This is a genomic window from Klebsiella sp. JB_Kp004, assembly GCF_040065795.1.
GTDB classification, from domain to species: domain Bacteria; phylum Pseudomonadota; class Gammaproteobacteria; order Enterobacterales; family Enterobacteriaceae; genus Klebsiella; species Klebsiella quasipneumoniae.
The window spans coordinates 24,281-39,772 of record NZ_JBEAKW010000034.1; the positions used below are offsets into that span (position 1 = coordinate 24,281).

Genomic DNA, 15,492 nt, shown 5'->3' on the forward strand with positions numbered 1-15,492 from the left:
CTTGACGACGGCGCGATGGCTTCGGAGAATCCGGGCTTCGTTTTTTAACCGGGTACATTATGCAAGCATTGCTCGAACACTTTATTACCCAATCCACGGTCTACTCGCTGTTAGCCGTGATGCTGGTGGCCTTTCTCGAGTCGCTGGCGCTGGTGGGGCTTATCTTACCCGGAACGGTGATGATGGCCGGCCTTGGGGCGCTGATTGGCGGCGGTGAGGTTAACTTCTGGCAGGCGTGGCTGGCGGGGATCGTGGGCTGTCTGCTGGGCGACTGGATCTCATTCTGGCTCGGATGGCGCTTTAAAAAGCCGCTGCACCGCTGGTCGTTCATGAAGAAAAACCGCGCCCTGCTGGAGAAAACCGAGCATGCGCTGCACCAGCACAGCATGATCACCATCCTGATTGGCCGCTTTGTCGGGCCGACGCGTCCGCTGGTGCCGATGGTCGCCGGGATGCTCGACCTGCCGGTGGCCAAATTCGTGCTACCAAATGTTATCGGCTGTCTGCTCTGGCCGCCGCTCTATTTCCTGCCTGGCATTCTCGCCGGGGCGGCGATTGATATTCCGGCCGATGAAAACAGCGCCAGCTTTAAATGGCTGCTGCTGGGGGCGGCGCTGCTCGCCTGGCTGGCGGGGTGGCTGTGCTGGCGGCTGTGGCGGAGCGCGAAAACGTCTGGCGATCGGCTGACCCGCTGGCTGCCGCGCGGGCGTCTGCTGTGGCTGACGCCGCTTATGGTCGCGCTGGCGGCAACGGCGTTAACGTTTGTCTTCCGCCATCCGCTGATGCCGGTCTATCTGGCGATCCTGCACAAGGTTATTGCGCGCTGATCCCCATCAGATGCGAGGCGCTGCTGTGGCCGCTTAACAGCTCGGCGGTAGCGCCATCCCAGACAATGCGCCCTTCGGCGACCACAATCGAGCGCGGCGCAATGCGCGCGGCATCTTCCACGCTGTGCGAGACCATCAGCAGGGTGAGCTGCTGCTGCTCGCAGACATCAGCCACCAGCGCCAGCATCTCCTGGCGCAGCGCCGGGTCGAGCGCTGAGAAGGGTTCATCCAGCAGCAGCACCGGCTGCTGGCGCACCAGACAGCGGGCCAGCGCCGCGCGCTGCCGTTGACCGCCGGAGAGCTCTCCCGGCAGGCGTTCAAGCAGGTCATCAATTCCCATCTGGGCGGCAATCGCCGTGACTTTCTGCTGCTGTTCGCGGCTCAGTTTCAGGCCAGGGTGGATCCCGAGACTGATATTCTGCCGAATGGTCAGATGGTTAAACAGGTTATTCTCCTGGAACAGCATCGAAACCGGACGCTGCGCCGGCGGCGTCGCGTGATGCGTCTCGCCGTTAATCTGCAGGCTGCCGCTGGCGGGCGGCAGAAAACCGGCGATCAGATTCAGCAGGGTGCTCTTTCCGGCGCCGCTGGGGCCGAGCAGCGCGATGCGCTCGCCGCGCGCGACGTCGAGAGTAAAGCGCATCGGCAGATGCTGGTACAGCCAGGTTACATCATTGAGTTTTAGCATCACGCCCCGGAAGTTTTTCAATCAGCGTAAATAATAAGAAACAGAGCAGCAGCAGAAGCAGGGCGGTGACGGCGCCGTCCTGGCTGCGGTAGGCGCCTATCTGCTGGTACAGATAGAAAGGTAGGGTGCGGAACGCCTCGTTGCCGAACAGCGCCACCACGCCGAAGTCGCCAATCGACAGCACGCAGGCGAAGGCTAACGCCTGGGCCAGCGGGCGCCGGAGCGCGCGAAGTTCGATGACCCGCAGCCGCGCCAGGCCTTCGATCCCCAGCGACTGGCAGAGCATGCTGTAGCGGACGGCAATGTCGCGCATCGGGTTTTCCAGCACTTTAAGCGCGTAGGGGATCGCCATCAGGGCATTGGTAAAGATGACGATGCCGTCGGCGGACTCCGGCAGGCCGATGCTGTTATTGAGCAGCAGGAAGAAGCCGGTAGCCAGCACGATGCCCGGCATGGCAAGGATCAGCATGCCGCTCAGCTCCATCGCCTGCCCGGCCAGCGGCCGCTGACGGGCGCGCAGCTCGCGACTGCTCCATAGCAGCATCATCGTCAGGGTGACGCTCAACAGCCCGGCGGCAATGGCGATGCGCAGAGAAGTCGTCAATGCCTGCCAGAGGGCGGGCTGCGCCAGCACGTCCAGCATGTTGCGGTTGATCCCGTCGACGATGACCGCCAGCAACGGCGGCAGCAGAAGCAGCAGGGCGGCGCCGATCAGCAACCCATCGCTCAGCCGGCTATGCAGGCGATCGTCAGGGTCGCGCCAGCCGCGGACATGGCTGACGCCGATAGCCACCGCTTTACTGAGACGCTGGCTGAGCAGCACCAGCCCGAGGCAGCAGAGCATCTGGATCAACGCCAGCATCGCCGCTCGCGCCGGATCGTAGTCAAAGCTCAGCGCCTGGTAGATAGCCAGCTCAATGGTGGTGGCCTTCGGGCCGCCGCCCAGCGACAGCACGGTGGCGAAGCTGGCAAAGCAGAGCATAAAAATCAGCGCGGCGACGGCGGGAATGTGCCGGCGCATCCATGGCCATTCGACGAGGCGGAAGAAGGCATAGCCGCGCATGCCAAGCTGGGCGGCAATTTGCCGCTGCTCGCCGGGAATGTTCTCCAGCGCCTGCAGCAGCAGGCGGGTGGCCATCGGCATATTGAAAAAGACGTGCGCCAGCAGGATGCCCTGCAGGCCGTAAGGCGAGAAATCCCACTGCCAGCCGAAAGTGTGAAACAGCGAGGCCAGCCAGCCCTGGCGGCCATAGACGCTGAGGATGCCGAACACCGCCACCAGCACCGGCAGGATCAGGGTCATCGCGCACAGGCGCAGCAGCAGGGTGCGGCCGGGAAAGCGACGCCGATAAAGCGCGCGGGCGAGAAAGACGGCCGGGCCCACCGAAAGCAGCGCTGAGAGCGACGCCTGCCAGAAGGAGAAGCGCACCACGTGCCAGAGGTAGCTATCGCTGAAAACCGTCTGCCAGCCCGTGCCGGGCGCGCTGAACCACAGCGCCAGAAACGCCGCCAGCGCGACGGCGCAGAGCAGCGTGGCGGCGAACAGGCCCGGCAGCAGCCCGCTAAGGTTTAGCGGCTGACGGCGCGTTGCCATGCGCTAATCCAGGTCTGACGCTCGCTGGCGACCTGCTGCGGGGTAAACGTCAGCGTGGTCTGGGGCTTCACCAGGGTTGCAAAACCGGCCGGCAGCGCGACCTGGGTCACCGGATACATCCAGTTGCCGGTGGGGATGGCGTTCTGGAAGCCAGGAGATACCATGAATTTGAGGAATTTTTCCGCGAGTTCCGGCTGCTTGCTGGCGGCGGTGCGGGCGGCAACTTCGACCTGCAGATAGTGGCCTTCGGCGAAATTCGCCGCCGCATAGTGGTCTTTTTTCTCTTCAATAATGTGGTAGGCCGGCGAGGTGGTGTAGCTCAACACCAAGTCGCTTTCGCCTTTCAGGAACAGACCGTAGGCTTCGCTCCAGCCCTTGGTGACGGTAACGGTCTTCGCCGCCAGTTTCTGCCAGGCCTCGGGCGCTTTATCGCCATAGACTTTTTGCATCCATAGCAGCAGCCCCAGCCCCGGGGTGCTGGTGCGCGGATCTTCATAGATGACGCGCCACTTCTGCGGGCTCTCGACCAACTCTTTCAGGCTTTTCGGCGGATTGGCCAGTTTGTTTTTGTCATAGACGAAGGCGAAATAGCCGTAATCGTAGGGGACAAAGGTGTCGTTATCCCAGCCGCCCGGCACGCTGACCGCGCTGGCGGGAACGTGGCTTTTAGCGAACAGCTGACTCTGCGCCGCGGCTTCCAGCAGGTTGTTATCCAGGCCCAGCACGACGTCAGCCTTGCTGTTCTTGCCTTCCATGCGCAGACGATTCAGCAGCGAAACGCCATCTTCCAGCGCGACGAACTTCAGCTCGCAGCCGCAGTCCGCTTCAAACGCTTTTTTGACCGCCGGGCCGGGGCCCCAGTCGGCAGAGAAGGAGTCATAGGTATAGACGGTGAGGACAGGCTTAGCCAGAGCGGGCATGGCGACCAGCGCCAGCAGCGGGAGTAATTTTTTCAACACTTTGCACCTCAGAAAAAAGGGGTGGCAAAGGATTTTGAGTGAGCCTCAAATCCCTTCGCCGGCGTTATCCGGATCAGGTTCGACGGGTATTTTCTCAGCCCATACGCTTCATCCTTCAAGCCGCATCTGCGTTAGCTTCGCGCGTTCACCCCAGTCACATAGCTATCTATGCTCCAGGGGATTCACCCGCTTGCTGCCTTGATGCAACTTGAATGATATTGCGTATGTTTATTAGCACCCCGTTGAGAACGGCCTTAGTGTAATGATTTTGTCAGATGACGGAAAGCGCTTACGGCTCAGGCGGCGCAAACCATGCGGATTTAAAATCGAACCAGCCGAGGGTGTTCATCCGCACGCCGCGCATACTGCGCTGCCCCTGAATCATCAGCCAGTGATGGATCAGCGGCACGATATGCTGGCTGGCCAGCAGGCGCTGACTCCAGGTAGCCGGATTAAACTCTCCCGCGCGCCAGCGGCTGGCGTCTTCCTGCCAGTCGATGGGGATGCAGCGCTGAATCAGCGGGACTTCGTACAGATAGGCGAATAGCGAGAATTCGATCGGCAAGGTGAAGTTAACGCTGTTGAGCCAGATATCGCTGACCACCTCGCCGCGATGCCAGGCATCGTACTCCAGCTCCTGGATCTCCAGCTTTACCTGATGCGCCGCCAGCAGGTCGCGCATGATCCCGCCGATCACCCGATGTTCGACGTGATCGCGGTAGTAGGTGAGGGTAACCGTCTCCAGGCCCGCCGGCTTGTCGCAGGCGTGGTTGCTGGCGTGATGCCAGCGCGGCAGCAGGCCGTAAGCGGGAAACCAGTTGCCCTGGTAAAGCTCGCCCGCGTGGTAGAGCAGGTTCGCGGGCTGGAACAGATAGCTTAACCAGCGGCGCACCGCCTCGTTGGCGCCCAGCGGGCTTCGCGAGTCGAACAGCAGGTAGTAGCACCCCTCTTCCAGACGACTCTCCACCGCCTTTTCGCTTTCGGTATTGCCCTGCAGCGTCAGGCCGCCGTTGGGCTCTTCGCTAATTTCCGGTAGCACCCAGACGTTCACCTCATCGATCAGCGCCCGGTAGCCAAAATAGTCCTCAAAGGCGTGGATCTTGAGCTGGTTCTGATTGTTGCGCACCACGGCATACGGGCCGGTGCCGACCGGCATCGAAGAAAAGTGGTTCATGGTCCGCCACTCCTGCGGCAGCACCATCGCCGGCACCTGGCCCAGCAGCCAGGGCAGCCAGCGGTCGGGCTGGCGCAGATGAATATCCAGGGTCCAGGCGGTGGGCGATTCAATGCGTTCGATATGCGAATAGAGCGGCAGGGCATTGCTGCGCTGCAGAGAAGCGATCACATCGGTCATCTCCAGCTCACGGCCATGGTGAAAATGGATGCCTGGCCGGAGGAAAAAGCGCCAGTGGGTGGGCGTCAACTGCTGCCAGTGGTGGGCAATATCGGCTTCCAGTTCCCCATTTTCCTCATTTACCCGCGTCAGAGCGCTGAATATTTGCCGGGCGATATGGGTTTCCGAACGTCGCAGCGCGCTGCCGGGCAGTAAATTCTTCATTGGCCGGTAGTAGAGCACGCGCAGGATGTGCCGCCCTTGGCGGAAGCTGCGCCCGAGATGCGAGACCAGCATCTGACGGACGGCGGCTTTATCGCCGACCAGCTGCACCAGCTGATCGATGCGATCCTGTTCAAGCAGATCTTCGGCACGCTGCTGCTGCAGGGCGAGGCCGGTATAGAGAAAGCTCAGCCGCGAGCGTTTTCCGCGGCCAGCCTCCGCCTCCCAGGTCAGCCAGCCGCGGGACTCCATCATATTGAGCAAGGTGCGCATGTGGCGGCGCGAGCAGCTCAGCATTTCCGCCAGCTCGTTGAGGGTGGTCTCCTGCGATTTGCCGTCGCAGCACTGCCATAGACGGATGAACTGTTGTTGCAGACGGCCGGAAGACATAAAAGAGGAACTCCTGCGCAAAACTCAGCAATTTATTACTCCCCATATTAAGCCAATAATGAATCCCGATGAAGCGAGGAGGTGAATATGATGAGGTCTACCGCAAAATCGTTCTACCAGCGCTACTTTTCTGCGACGCAGGAAGCGTCCTGGCTGGCCCGCCTGATGGCAGGACGACAGCAGGAAATTCTGGGAGAACTGATGCAGTGGGGAGTGACGTCAAAGACCTCTGATCATTGACTTGCAGACATCATGTGTGACTGAGTATTGGTGTTATACTCGTCGTTTTTCAAGCTGCAGGTGCGCGCGCTCGCCCGGGTTTATCGCTGTCGATGCTCCCAGAGCCCTATGTTCTGGCCGCGTGAATCGCCCCTACGGGACTCACCCTTTCGGAGCCAGCGCAAAAACGGTTAACCGTTTGTCCTGCAACGTGAATTCCAAAGAGTATAGAATCACCCGCCAGCAGAAAGCCTCTGCTGGCTTTTTTCGTTTACTTCGCGTGTGTTAAGGACATTTCATGCTGTGGTTGATGACGATGGGACGACGGCTAAACGGCGTCTATGCCGCCTTTATGCTGGTTGCTTTTATGATGGGCGTGGCGGGCGCATTGCAGGCGCCGACGTTGAGTTTGTTTCTCAGCCGCGAAGTGGGGGCGCAGCCGTTCTGGGTGGGCCTGTTCTACACCGTGAATGCGATAGCCGGGATCCTGGTGAGTCTGGCGCTGGCCAAGCGCTCCGATAGCCGCGGCGACCGGCGGCGGTTAATTATGTTCTGCTGCCTGATGGCGGTAGGCAATGCGCTGCTGTTTGCCTTCAACCGCCACTATCTGACGCTGATCACCTGCGGGGTGATGCTGGCATCCATCGCTAACGCCGCCATGCCGCAGCTCTTTGCCCTGGCGCGGGAATATGCCGACAGCTCGGCGCGGGAAGTGGTGATGTTCAGCTCGGTCATGCGTGCCCAGCTGTCCCTGGCGTGGGTGATTGGCCCGCCGCTGGCCTTTATGCTGGCGCTCAACTATGGCTTTACCACCATGTTCTCCATTGCGGCGGGCATCTTTGTGATCAGCCTGGCGCTGATTGCCGTCAAACTACCCTCGGTTCCGCGCGTGGAGCAGCCCTCGGAAGAGGCGGAGGCGCTGGCGCAGGCCGGCGGCTGGCAGGACAAGAACGTACGCATGCTGTTTATCGCCTCCACCCTGATGTGGACCTGCAACACCATGTATATCATTGATATGCCGCTGTGGATCAGCAGCGATCTCGGGCTTCCCGACAGCCTGGCCGGGATCCTGATGGGCACCGCCGCCGGGCTGGAGATTCCAGCGATGATCCTCGCCGGCTACTACGTGAAGCGCTTTGGTAAACGTAAAATGATGGTGGCGGCGGTGGCGGCCGGTGTGCTGTTTTATCTGGGGTTGATCCTGTTTCATGGCCGTACGGCGCTGCTGGCCCTGCAGCTGTTCAACGCCATCTTTATCGGCATTATCGCCGGGATCGGCATGCTGTGGTTCCAGGATTTAATGCCGGGGCGCGCGGGGGCGGCGACCACCCTGTTTACCAACAGTATTTCCACTGGCGTGATCCTGGCCGGCGTGATGCAGGGGGCGCTGTCGCAGAGCTATGGCCACGCCAGCGTCTACTGGACGATCGCCGCGATTTCGCTGGTGACGCTGTTTTTAACCAGCAAGGTAAAGGATATCTGACCGTCCTCTTCGCCCCGGCGTGCAATTCGCCGGGGCCGCCGGGTTTACTTCAGTTCGATTCGCTTGATGTCGCCGATGATAAAGATGTAGGCAATCACGCCGATCAGCGCCGTCAGGCCGACGTAGACCAGTGCGTAAAAGAAGTTACCCGTAGCGGAGATAATCACGCCAATTATCAGTGGGGCTATAATCGACGCCATATTAGCGCAGAAATTAAATATACCGCCGGTCAGGCCTGCCATATTTTCCGGGGCAATATCAGAAATTAACGTCCAGCCCAGGCCAACCATTCCCTGGCCAAAAAACGCCACCGACATGATAATAATAACGGTGCTGTTGGCGCTCACCCAGTTCGCCGCAATAATACAGCTGGAGAGTAATAATCCGGAAATTATTGGTAACTTCCGACTGATGTTGACGGAGCCGGTTTGCTTCAGCAGTCGGTCCGAGATCCAGCCGCCGAAGAGGATGCCGATGGCGGCGGCGAGGAACGGCCAGGTGGCGAAGAAGCCAACGTGCAGCCAGGGAAGATGGCGCTCGTTGGCCAGATAGCTGGGAAACCACGTCAGGAAAAACACCAGCGTGGTGTTGCCGGCAAACTGACCCAGACTGGCGCCGAGGATCTGGCGACAGCCCAGCAGGCGCCTGGCGTCACGCCAGTTAAATGGAACGTTCTGGATTTTATTGTCAATGCCGTTTGCGCCGATATAATCCAGCTCCGCTTGATTAGCCGTGCGCGATTCATGGGGTTCATGATAAAAACGCCACCACACCAAAGTAAATAAAATACCTAATCCGCCGGTGAGGAAAAAAAGCGTTCTCCAGCCATGATGTTCGAGGATTAAAAATAACAGCGGCGAGAAGGCCGCCAGTCCTATATATTCACCAACCGTATATGTTGCCGTCGCCCGCGCGCGCTCATGCTGCGGGAACCAGGTGCTGACGATGCGGCTGTTGGCCGGGAAGCAGGGCGCTTCACTGACGCCGAGTCCCAGGCGCAGAAGCAGCAGAGATTTAAGCCCGAGGGTGAAACTTTGCAGCAGGGTAAACAGCGACCAGAAGAAAATTGACAGGGCATAGGTCAGTTTGTTGCCGAAGCGGTCTAAAAACATGCCGCCGGGGATCTGCGCCAGGGCATAGGTCCAGGCAAAGGCGGAGAAAATGATGCCCATCATCGCCGGATCGATATGAATTTCCTGGGTTAACTGTGGGGCAACGATACCGAGGATGGTGCGGTCGAGATAATTGATCATCGTTCCGACGGACAACAGCAGTAAAATAACTATCCGAACGCGGCTTCTTTTTTTCGTCCCCGATGAGGAAGTGAGGACTTCCTGAGAGTTTGACATACTCATAGCGAGTTCCTTTAAAGTTTAAAATATTTTTGCATATATTTGTATATGCAAAAATAGCTCCGGGAACTATAGGTTGTATCTATGAATGGCAACGCTTTGTGGCACATTCATCCGCTTCAGAAAATAATATTTGATGCACCGCCAATATTTTCCCGCACGTGCGCATTATTGGTGGCTTGCATGGTATATTAGCATCAGTGAATTTATTCTTATATTATACGGGCAAAAATAATGAACCTAAAGCAACTTTATTATTTTAAACGTCTGTCTGAAACTGAACATTATACCGAAGCGGCCTCCAGTCTGTGCATCACCCAGCCTTCACTAAGCCATGCGATATCAGAGCTGGAGAAGGAGTTAGGGGTCGCGCTGTTCGCCAGACAGGGACGGAACGTTAAAATTACGCAAAACGGCAAGCGGTTTCTGCCGTATGTCGAAGATGCGCTGGCCTCACTGGAAAATGGCCGCACAGTTTTGCAAAAAAACGGCGCTGAAAATAAAGAAAACATTCGTATAGCCTTTATTTACACGATGGGCGAATATGTTGTTCCGCAGTTAATTAATAAATATTCTCTTTCACCTGAATTTCACAACGTGACTTTTTCTTTTACTCAAGGGACCTCGCTGACGCTGTTGCAAGAGCTGAAAGCGGGAAAAGTCGATCTGGCGATCTGCTCTTATATTGCCGATGAACCCGATATCGATTTTATTCCGGTTATTCAGCAGGAGCTGGTGGTGGTGACCGCCAGGGATCATCCGCTGGCCCGGCTGTATGAACATGAAGTCGACCTCGTGGAGACGATTCATTATCCCTATATCTATTTTTCAGAAAATAGCGGCTTACGTCCGTTTATCGATAATGTATTTATGCAGCAAAAGCTGGTGCCGGAGATTGCCTGCTACGTGGAAGAGGATACCGCGATGGCCGGGCTGGTCAGCATTGACTACGGGATCGCGATCATGCCGCGGATCTCGGCGCTCTCCCATTACAACGTCCATATCCTGAAGATTAAAAACACCCTCCCTCCGCGCTATATTTATCTGGCAACCATGAAAGACCGCGGACTTTCCCCTGCGCTGCAGTCGTTTAAAAATGTGGTCATCCACGACAGCCAGAAGATCTGTTAGCGAATAGCCCGGAGAGGTCCTCCGGGCTAAGGGGTTATCAGGAGAGAATATCCATTACTTCACGCAGCTTGTCGATGGCGATCTGTCCCGGCGCGGAAGCCTGACCCACGGTACCGAAGGTCATGGCTGAGCCAAAAAGACGCCCGGTGACCCGGCTGACGCCGCCCGATTTTCCCATCGACATGGTGATCAGCGGGCGGGTGGCATACTTCTCTTTCATGGTCAGCGTGGCGGCGAGCAGGGTCAGAACGTCCTGCGGCGATTGCGGCATCACCGCGATCTTCGGCAGATCGGCGCCCAGATCCTGCATGCGGCGCAGGCGATAGATGATATCTTCCTGGGCAGGGGTCTTATGAAAATCATGGTTACTCATGATCACTTTGACGCCCGCGGCATGCGCATCGTCAACCAGCGCGCGGATCTGCGCTTCATCATTGAACAGCTCGATATCGATGACATCAACCAGGCCACTGCGCGCCGCTTCGCGGTTGAGCGCGAAGTAGGCGTCGTCGCTGAGCTCGGTCTCGCCGCCTTCTTTCTTGCTGCGGAAGGTGAACAGCAGCGGCAGCGCTTTCAGCGCGCCACGGATTTCCGCCAGCGCGGCCATCACCTGAGCCATCTCTCTCACCTGAGTAAAGTGGTCAACGCGCCATTCGATGATATCGGCGCCGGCGTCGACCAGGCCGTGGGCGTTACCCAGTATTTCATCCAGCGTTTTGCCGATCAGCGGTACACAAATTAAGGTTTCCCCTTCCTGGAAGGTGATGTTCTTTACGGTAACTGCATTTGTCATGTAGGCATCCATTATTATTCGCGTTGAACCTCAGGCGGTGACTGCGGTGGGTGATACTTTTTGCGCCGCCCGAGCCTGCAGTTGACGATAGCCGATGTACAGGGCGATCACAAAGCCGATCACGGCGATCGCAAAATCAAACCACATAATGCTGGCAATACTGATCTGCGAAAGTTTGGCGGTGATCAGCGGGATCGTGAAGCTGGCGATACTGCCGGCGGTGTAGAAGATGCCGGTTGCCTTGCCTTTCCCGTTCGGGAAGCTCATCGCCATGATCGTCGCTCCCAGCTGTAGCACTCCGCCCGCGGCGGCAAAGCCGATGACAAAGGCGAAGCCGGTAACCATCATCGGCGTCGGGAACAGGCACACCAGCAGCAGCGAGACCATCGACAGGCCAGTATAGATGATCATGGCGACGGCGGAGCTGAACACCTCTTTGACGAAGGCGGCGGTCACGAAGACGCAGACCAGCGACCCGACGGTGTAGATGCTGAGCAGCTTAATCGCCGAGGCATAGGGCAGGCCGACCACGAACTGACCGTACTGCGCCAGCCACTGGCTGACCAGATAGAAGGTCGCCATGCCGATATAGCCGTACAGGGTGAAGATCACCATATCCAGTTTGTTGGCCTGCGGACGGGCGGAGGTTTCCGCCTGTGGCCCTGGGGTGGCCTCTTTTTTCGCCGCCTGGCTATCCGGGAACGGCATTTTGAGCAAATAGAGGCCGCTCACAACAAACAGCGCCGCCGCAATCACGAACGACCAGCCGAACCACAGATTCGCCCAGATCAGGAAACTGATAATGAACGGCAGCAGGAACTGTCCGGCGGAGACGAAGGCTTTGATCAGCACGTTGGCCCGGCTGGCGGAGTGCGGGAAAGATTCCATCAGCGCCGGATAGGTGCCGGAGTCGAGGAAGCTGTTCGCCAGGCCCGCCATAATGCCGAAGACATAGGCCAGATAGATATTTTTGGTCAGCAGAATGCCGATAAAAAAGATCAGATAGCTGAGGATCCCCAGATAGATAAAGGGCTTACGACCAAAGCGATCCGACAGAAAGCCGGTCACGATGGTCGCCAGTTTGCCGATCCCTAACGAGGAGATCACCACTGATACGCCGGCAGCGTCTGTTCCCCACTGCTCCTGGAGATGGGCCATGTTGAGGGTGATCAGCAGCACCCCCATGCCATGAATCAGGTAGTTGAGGTACAGCCCTGCCGCGGTAGGGACGTATTTATTTTTCATCGCTTGCCCCTTAGAACAGGATGCTTTTGATGTAATCAACCGGCATCTGTTTACCCGTCCAGATTTCGAACGCGCGCGCGCCTTGCCACAGCATCATCCCGAGGCCGTTTAGCGTACGGCAGCCTTTTTTCTCAGCCACTTCCAGAAGGTGGGTTTTGCGCGGGTTGTACACGACGTCGGAGACGATCAGGTCCGGACGCAGGAAGCTGTCGTCCGGGAGCAGCATCTGGCCTTCGAACGGCTTCATGCCGACCCCGGTGGCATTGGTCAGGATCACGCTGCTGTCGATTTCGGCACGCAGTTTGTCATGATCGTCGAGATCGAACAGATGGATCTCGCAGCGCGTGTTGTTGCGGATCTTGGCTACCGTTTCTTCGGCGTTGGCGAAGAATTTATCGCGACGGTTGAAGATCGAGATCGCCTTCACTCCATCCAGTGCCGCCTGGACGCAGAGCGCGGTCGCCGCGCCGCCGGCGCCGAGCACGGTCATCTTCTTGCCAATAATATCGATACCCGCTTCGCTAAGGGCGCGCATATAGCCGGTGCCGTCGGTAATATGCCCGGTCAGTACGCCGTCGTCATTGACCACGGTATTCACCGCCCCGACCAGCTGCGCCGCCGGCGAGAGCTTATCGAGATACTGGCAAATCTCGGTTTTGTTCGGCATAGAGACGTTAAAGCCGCGCAGCTTCAAAGCCCGGAAGCCCTGCACAACGTCTTTCAGCTCCTGATTACCGACTTCAAAAGCCAGGTAGACGTAGTCCAGCCCGAGATGGGCGAAAGCCTCGTTGTGCATGGTGGGCGACATGCTGTGGCGAATCGGGGTGGCGATCAGACCAATCAGCTCAGTGTGTCCAGTAATACGTTCTGCCATGACAAAAATCCTCAATAAGTTAGAAAGGGAATTCGTTGTGCTTCGCGGCTGCCCAGCGCACCCATGTCTTCGAGGGTGTCCAGCACGTTGCGGCCTTCGCGGATGCCGTCGATAATGCGTCGCGCCATCACGCTGTCGCCGATATTCATGATTTTGACGTTATTGGCATTGGCCCAGCGCTCGATCTCGTCGAGACCCGTCCGGTTGGCGCGCATCCCCAGGCAGACAAAGCCGTAGTCGAAGGGGATATCGAAGGTATGCTGTGTATTTTTCACCTGGAAATGGTCGGCAGCCACCGCCATCAGTTGCGTATTCATGTGCTGTTCGACCTGGTGCTCGTCGAGCATGTTCAACATGGCATTCCTGGTAATGATGTCGAGATCGCGACCGGCGGCGTCCTGCATTTCGATTAATACCGCTAGCGCGCCGCGAGCGGTAAAGTATTCGATGACGTCAAGGCCAACGGCGCCCGCGCCGACAACGGCGATGCGTTTGCCCTCGACATGGGTAAATTTCGCCAGATTGTCGATCATGCCGGTAATGGAAAAGACCTTGCCTTCCGCGGCGTCAATATTCTCCCGCAGTCCTGCAATAGGCGGCAGCAGGGGGGTCGAGCCGGTGGCATTGACGATCAGATGCGGACGCAGGGCGGAAACCGAGGCTACGTCTGCCCGTTTGCCGACCTGCAGCATCAGGTTGTCCAGCGTGGCGATGCGGTTTTTCATAAACTGCGGGAAATCCGCGATGCGTTTTTTCTCCGGCAGACGGGCGATATCGCTGGCGAGACCGCCGACGTGATTTTTCGCCTCCAGCAGCCAGGTGTGGCAGCCGACTTCCGCCGCGGTGCAGGCGGCCTCCATCCCGGCAGTGCCAGCGCCGATGACGACCACGTTCGTTTCGCGATTAACGCGCCGCGTTTTGTAGGTATCGCCGTGAATGATGTCCGGGTTAATTGAACAGCGCAGCGGGCGCGAGCGGGCGATGCGATGGTCGGCGCAGCCGATATTGCAGGAGATGCATTTGCGCATCAGGCGTTCTTTACCGCTTTGCACCTTCTGCACCCACTCCGGCTCGGCAATCAGACCGCGACCAATGGCAATGAGATCGGCATCGCCGCTGGCGAGGATATCCTCGGCCACCTGCGGGGTACGGATATTGCCGGCGATGACCGTGGGCTTATGGAATTTATCGCGCACCGCGCGGGAGAGATAACGTTTCCAGCCATCCTCCAGCGACATCTGGTCGATTTGCAGATTCAGGTTGTCGTTCTGCGCCGCCGAGACGTTGATGATATCGACCTTCTCCTGGCAGAGCTCAAGGATGCGCAGAGAATCTTCGAGGGTATTGCCGCCCTTGAGGAAGTCGTCGGCGCTAATGCGCAGGCTGACCGGAAAACGCGGCCCGACGCAGGCGCGAACTTTATCGACAATCAGACTTAATATCCGGGCGCGGTTTTCGACGCTGCCGCCAAATTCATCGGTGCGCTTGTTAAATAGCGGCGATAAAAACTGGCTAATTAAATAGGAGTGGCCAGCATGAATTTCGACGCAGTCAAAACCCGCGCGACGAACGCGCTCTGCGGCGTCACCGAATTTTTCCACCGCGTGATAAATTTCCTCATGGGTCATTGGCCGCGGAATATTACCGTGCTTTTTCGAGGGCGTCGTCGAGGAGGAGAGCGGTGTCTGACCTTCGAGGCGGTAGGCATAAGCCGAAGCGCCTGCGTGATTTAACTGAATGGATACGCAGGCGCCATGTTTATGCAGGGTCTCGGTTAATTTAAACAGCCGCGGGATATATTGATCGTTATCGATCCGCAGCTGGGTGGTGCCGTTGGAGGCGAAAGGGAAATCAATACAGATGTTTTCGATGGTGATAAGCCCGGTGCCGCCTTTGGCCCGCAGTTCGTAGTATTCCAGCTGTTCCTGCGAGACCTCGCCATTGAGCGTGGCCATATTGGTGCCCATCGGGGGCATAATAATGCGGTTTTTTAGCGTCATGCCGTTGATGGTCAACGGACTGAAAAGGTGCGGATAGTGGCTCATCTCTTCTCTCCACAGGAGGCCGGGAAACCGCTATGCGGGGGCCCGGGCGTGTCCTTAGTTAATATTTCTCTGTGGGAAAAGATAGCGAGGCGAAAAATCGAAAAATAATGCTTTTTTTTGCTGTGAGCTATAGGGGTTCTCTATGAGATTAACGCTTTTTTCACATTGTTATATTTTTATATTAAACACTCGTACCTTATTTTTACTTGCAGTGAAGGGATAATACATAAACCACGCAGGTCAGGGGGAGGAAAGCGGAATCATTCGTCTTTATCGCGTGGGGCAGGCCAACGTCATGGGCTGACGATCGGCGAAGCAATATTGTTTTTTGTGCGTA

Annotated in this window: 13 protein-coding genes and 1 riboswitch; of the genes, 4 read left to right on the forward strand and 9 right to left on the reverse strand. The window is 57.7% G+C overall.

What is annotated here, in order from left to right; genetic code table 11:
* The first annotated feature begins 59 nt into the window (after positions 1-59).
* Positions 60-827 carry a DedA family protein gene (locus ABLX76_RS14935; protein WP_023291961.1) on the forward strand — a complete coding sequence of 256 codons (768 nt, stop codon included), beginning with the start codon at positions 60-62 and terminating at the stop codon, positions 825-827.
* Here ABLX76_RS14935 and thiQ read toward each other — a convergent pair.
* The 4 genes from thiQ to sgrR form a co-directional block, all read right to left on the reverse strand.
* Positions 814-1,515, reverse strand: a complete 702-nt coding sequence (thiQ, locus tag ABLX76_RS14940; RefSeq protein WP_348874762.1) for a thiamine ABC transporter ATP-binding protein ThiQ — start codon at positions 1,513-1,515, stop codon at positions 814-816. The genes ABLX76_RS14935 and thiQ overlap by 14 nt on opposite strands.
* Entirely contained in the window at positions 1,499-3,109 is a 1,611-nt protein-coding gene (gene thiP, locus ABLX76_RS14945) for a thiamine/thiamine pyrophosphate ABC transporter permease ThiP (RefSeq protein WP_065882770.1), read from the reverse strand. Before thiP ends, thiQ begins: the two co-directional genes overlap by 17 nt.
* Positions 3,085-4,068, reverse strand: coding sequence for a thiamine ABC transporter substrate binding subunit (gene thiB / locus ABLX76_RS14950; RefSeq protein WP_023291964.1), 984 nt, complete (start codon positions 4,066-4,068; stop codon positions 3,085-3,087). Before thiB ends, thiP begins: the two co-directional genes overlap by 25 nt.
* A 32-nt stretch (positions 4,069-4,100) precedes the next feature.
* Positions 4,101-4,320: riboswitch (TPP riboswitch) on the reverse strand.
* 37 nt (positions 4,321-4,357) lie between these two features.
* Positions 4,358-6,013, reverse strand: coding sequence for an HTH-type transcriptional regulator SgrR (sgrR, locus tag ABLX76_RS14955; RefSeq protein WP_065882768.1), 1,656 nt, complete (start codon positions 6,011-6,013; stop codon positions 4,358-4,360).
* Between the two features lie 87 nt (positions 6,014-6,100).
* On the opposite strand from sgrR, the gene sgrT reads away from it, so the two are divergent.
* Positions 6,101-6,253, forward strand: a complete 153-nt coding sequence (gene sgrT, locus ABLX76_RS14960) for a glucose uptake inhibitor SgrT (RefSeq protein WP_004204309.1) — start codon at positions 6,101-6,103, stop codon at positions 6,251-6,253.
* 277 nt (positions 6,254-6,530) lie between these two features.
* A complete protein-coding gene (locus ABLX76_RS14965) occupies positions 6,531-7,715 on the forward strand; it encodes a sugar efflux transporter (protein ID WP_023291966.1) in 1,185 nt (394 codons plus the stop codon).
* A 44-nt stretch (positions 7,716-7,759) separates the two neighbouring features.
* Here ABLX76_RS14965 and ABLX76_RS14970 read toward each other — a convergent pair whose 3' ends face one another.
* Positions 7,760-9,070 (reverse strand): MFS transporter, encoded by a 1,311-nt coding sequence (locus ABLX76_RS14970; protein WP_348874765.1) that lies wholly within the window; start codon positions 9,068-9,070, stop codon positions 7,760-7,762.
* A 231-nt stretch (positions 9,071-9,301) separates the two neighbouring features.
* Between ABLX76_RS14970 and ABLX76_RS14975 the strand changes: the two genes are divergently transcribed.
* Positions 9,302-10,198, forward strand: coding sequence for a LysR family transcriptional regulator (locus ABLX76_RS14975; RefSeq protein ID WP_004204315.1), 897 nt, complete (start codon positions 9,302-9,304; stop codon positions 10,196-10,198).
* Positions 10,199-10,235: 37 nt separating this feature from the next.
* Here the strand turns inward: ABLX76_RS14975 and aroD are convergent, their stop codons facing one another.
* The 4 genes from aroD to ABLX76_RS14995 are packed head-to-tail and all read right to left on the reverse strand — an operon-like array spanning position 10,236 to position 15,155.
* Positions 10,236-10,991, reverse strand: coding sequence for a type I 3-dehydroquinate dehydratase (gene aroD, locus ABLX76_RS14980; protein ID WP_065882765.1), 756 nt, complete (start codon positions 10,989-10,991; stop codon positions 10,236-10,238).
* 30 nt (positions 10,992-11,021) lie between these two features.
* Positions 11,022-12,236, reverse strand: coding sequence for an MFS transporter (locus tag ABLX76_RS14985; RefSeq protein ID WP_032453837.1), 1,215 nt, complete (start codon positions 12,234-12,236; stop codon positions 11,022-11,024).
* Between the two features lie 10 nt (positions 12,237-12,246).
* Positions 12,247-13,110: a shikimate dehydrogenase gene (locus tag ABLX76_RS14990; protein WP_017901194.1), complete on the reverse strand. Its 864-nt coding sequence runs from the start codon at positions 13,108-13,110 to the stop codon at positions 12,247-12,249.
* 11 nt (positions 13,111-13,121) lie between these two features.
* Positions 13,122-15,155 (reverse strand): FAD-dependent oxidoreductase, encoded by a 2,034-nt coding sequence (locus ABLX76_RS14995; RefSeq protein WP_087849883.1) that lies wholly within the window; start codon positions 15,153-15,155, stop codon positions 13,122-13,124.
* Positions 15,156-15,492 lie beyond the last annotated feature (337 nt).

Excerpts from the sequence above, each read along its gene's own strand:
- thiP (WP_065882770.1), bottom strand. The coding sequence starts at position 3,109 with ATGGCAACGCGCCGTCAGCCGCTAAACCTTAGCGGGCTGCTGCCGGGC.
- sgrT (WP_004204309.1), top strand. The coding sequence starts at position 6,101 with ATGATGAGGTCTACCGCAAAATCGTTCTACCAGCGCTACTTTTCTGCG.
- ABLX76_RS14985 (WP_032453837.1), bottom strand. The coding sequence starts at position 12,236 with ATGAAAAATAAATACGTCCCTACCGCGGCAGGGCTGTACCTCAACTAC.
- ABLX76_RS14970 (WP_348874765.1), bottom strand. The coding sequence starts at position 9,070 with ATGAGTATGTCAAACTCTCAGGAAGTCCTCACTTCCTCATCGGGGACG.
- ABLX76_RS14975 (WP_004204315.1), top strand. The coding sequence starts at position 9,302 with ATGAACCTAAAGCAACTTTATTATTTTAAACGTCTGTCTGAAACTGAA.
- sgrR (WP_065882768.1), bottom strand. The coding sequence starts at position 6,013 with ATGTCTTCCGGCCGTCTGCAACAACAGTTCATCCGTCTATGGCAGTGC.
- ABLX76_RS14965 (WP_023291966.1), top strand. The coding sequence starts at position 6,531 with ATGCTGTGGTTGATGACGATGGGACGACGGCTAAACGGCGTCTATGCC.
- ABLX76_RS14995 (WP_087849883.1), bottom strand. The coding sequence starts at position 15,155 with ATGAGCCACTATCCGCACCTTTTCAGTCCGTTGACCATCAACGGCATG.
- thiQ (WP_348874762.1), bottom strand. The coding sequence starts at position 1,515 with ATGCTAAAACTCAATGATGTAACCTGGCTGTACCAGCATCTGCCGATG.
- aroD (WP_065882765.1), bottom strand. The coding sequence starts at position 10,991 with ATGACAAATGCAGTTACCGTAAAGAACATCACCTTCCAGGAAGGGGAA.
- ABLX76_RS14990 (WP_017901194.1), bottom strand. The coding sequence starts at position 13,110 with ATGGCAGAACGTATTACTGGACACACTGAGCTGATTGGTCTGATCGCC.
- ABLX76_RS14935 (WP_023291961.1), top strand. The coding sequence starts at position 60 with ATGCAAGCATTGCTCGAACACTTTATTACCCAATCCACGGTCTACTCG.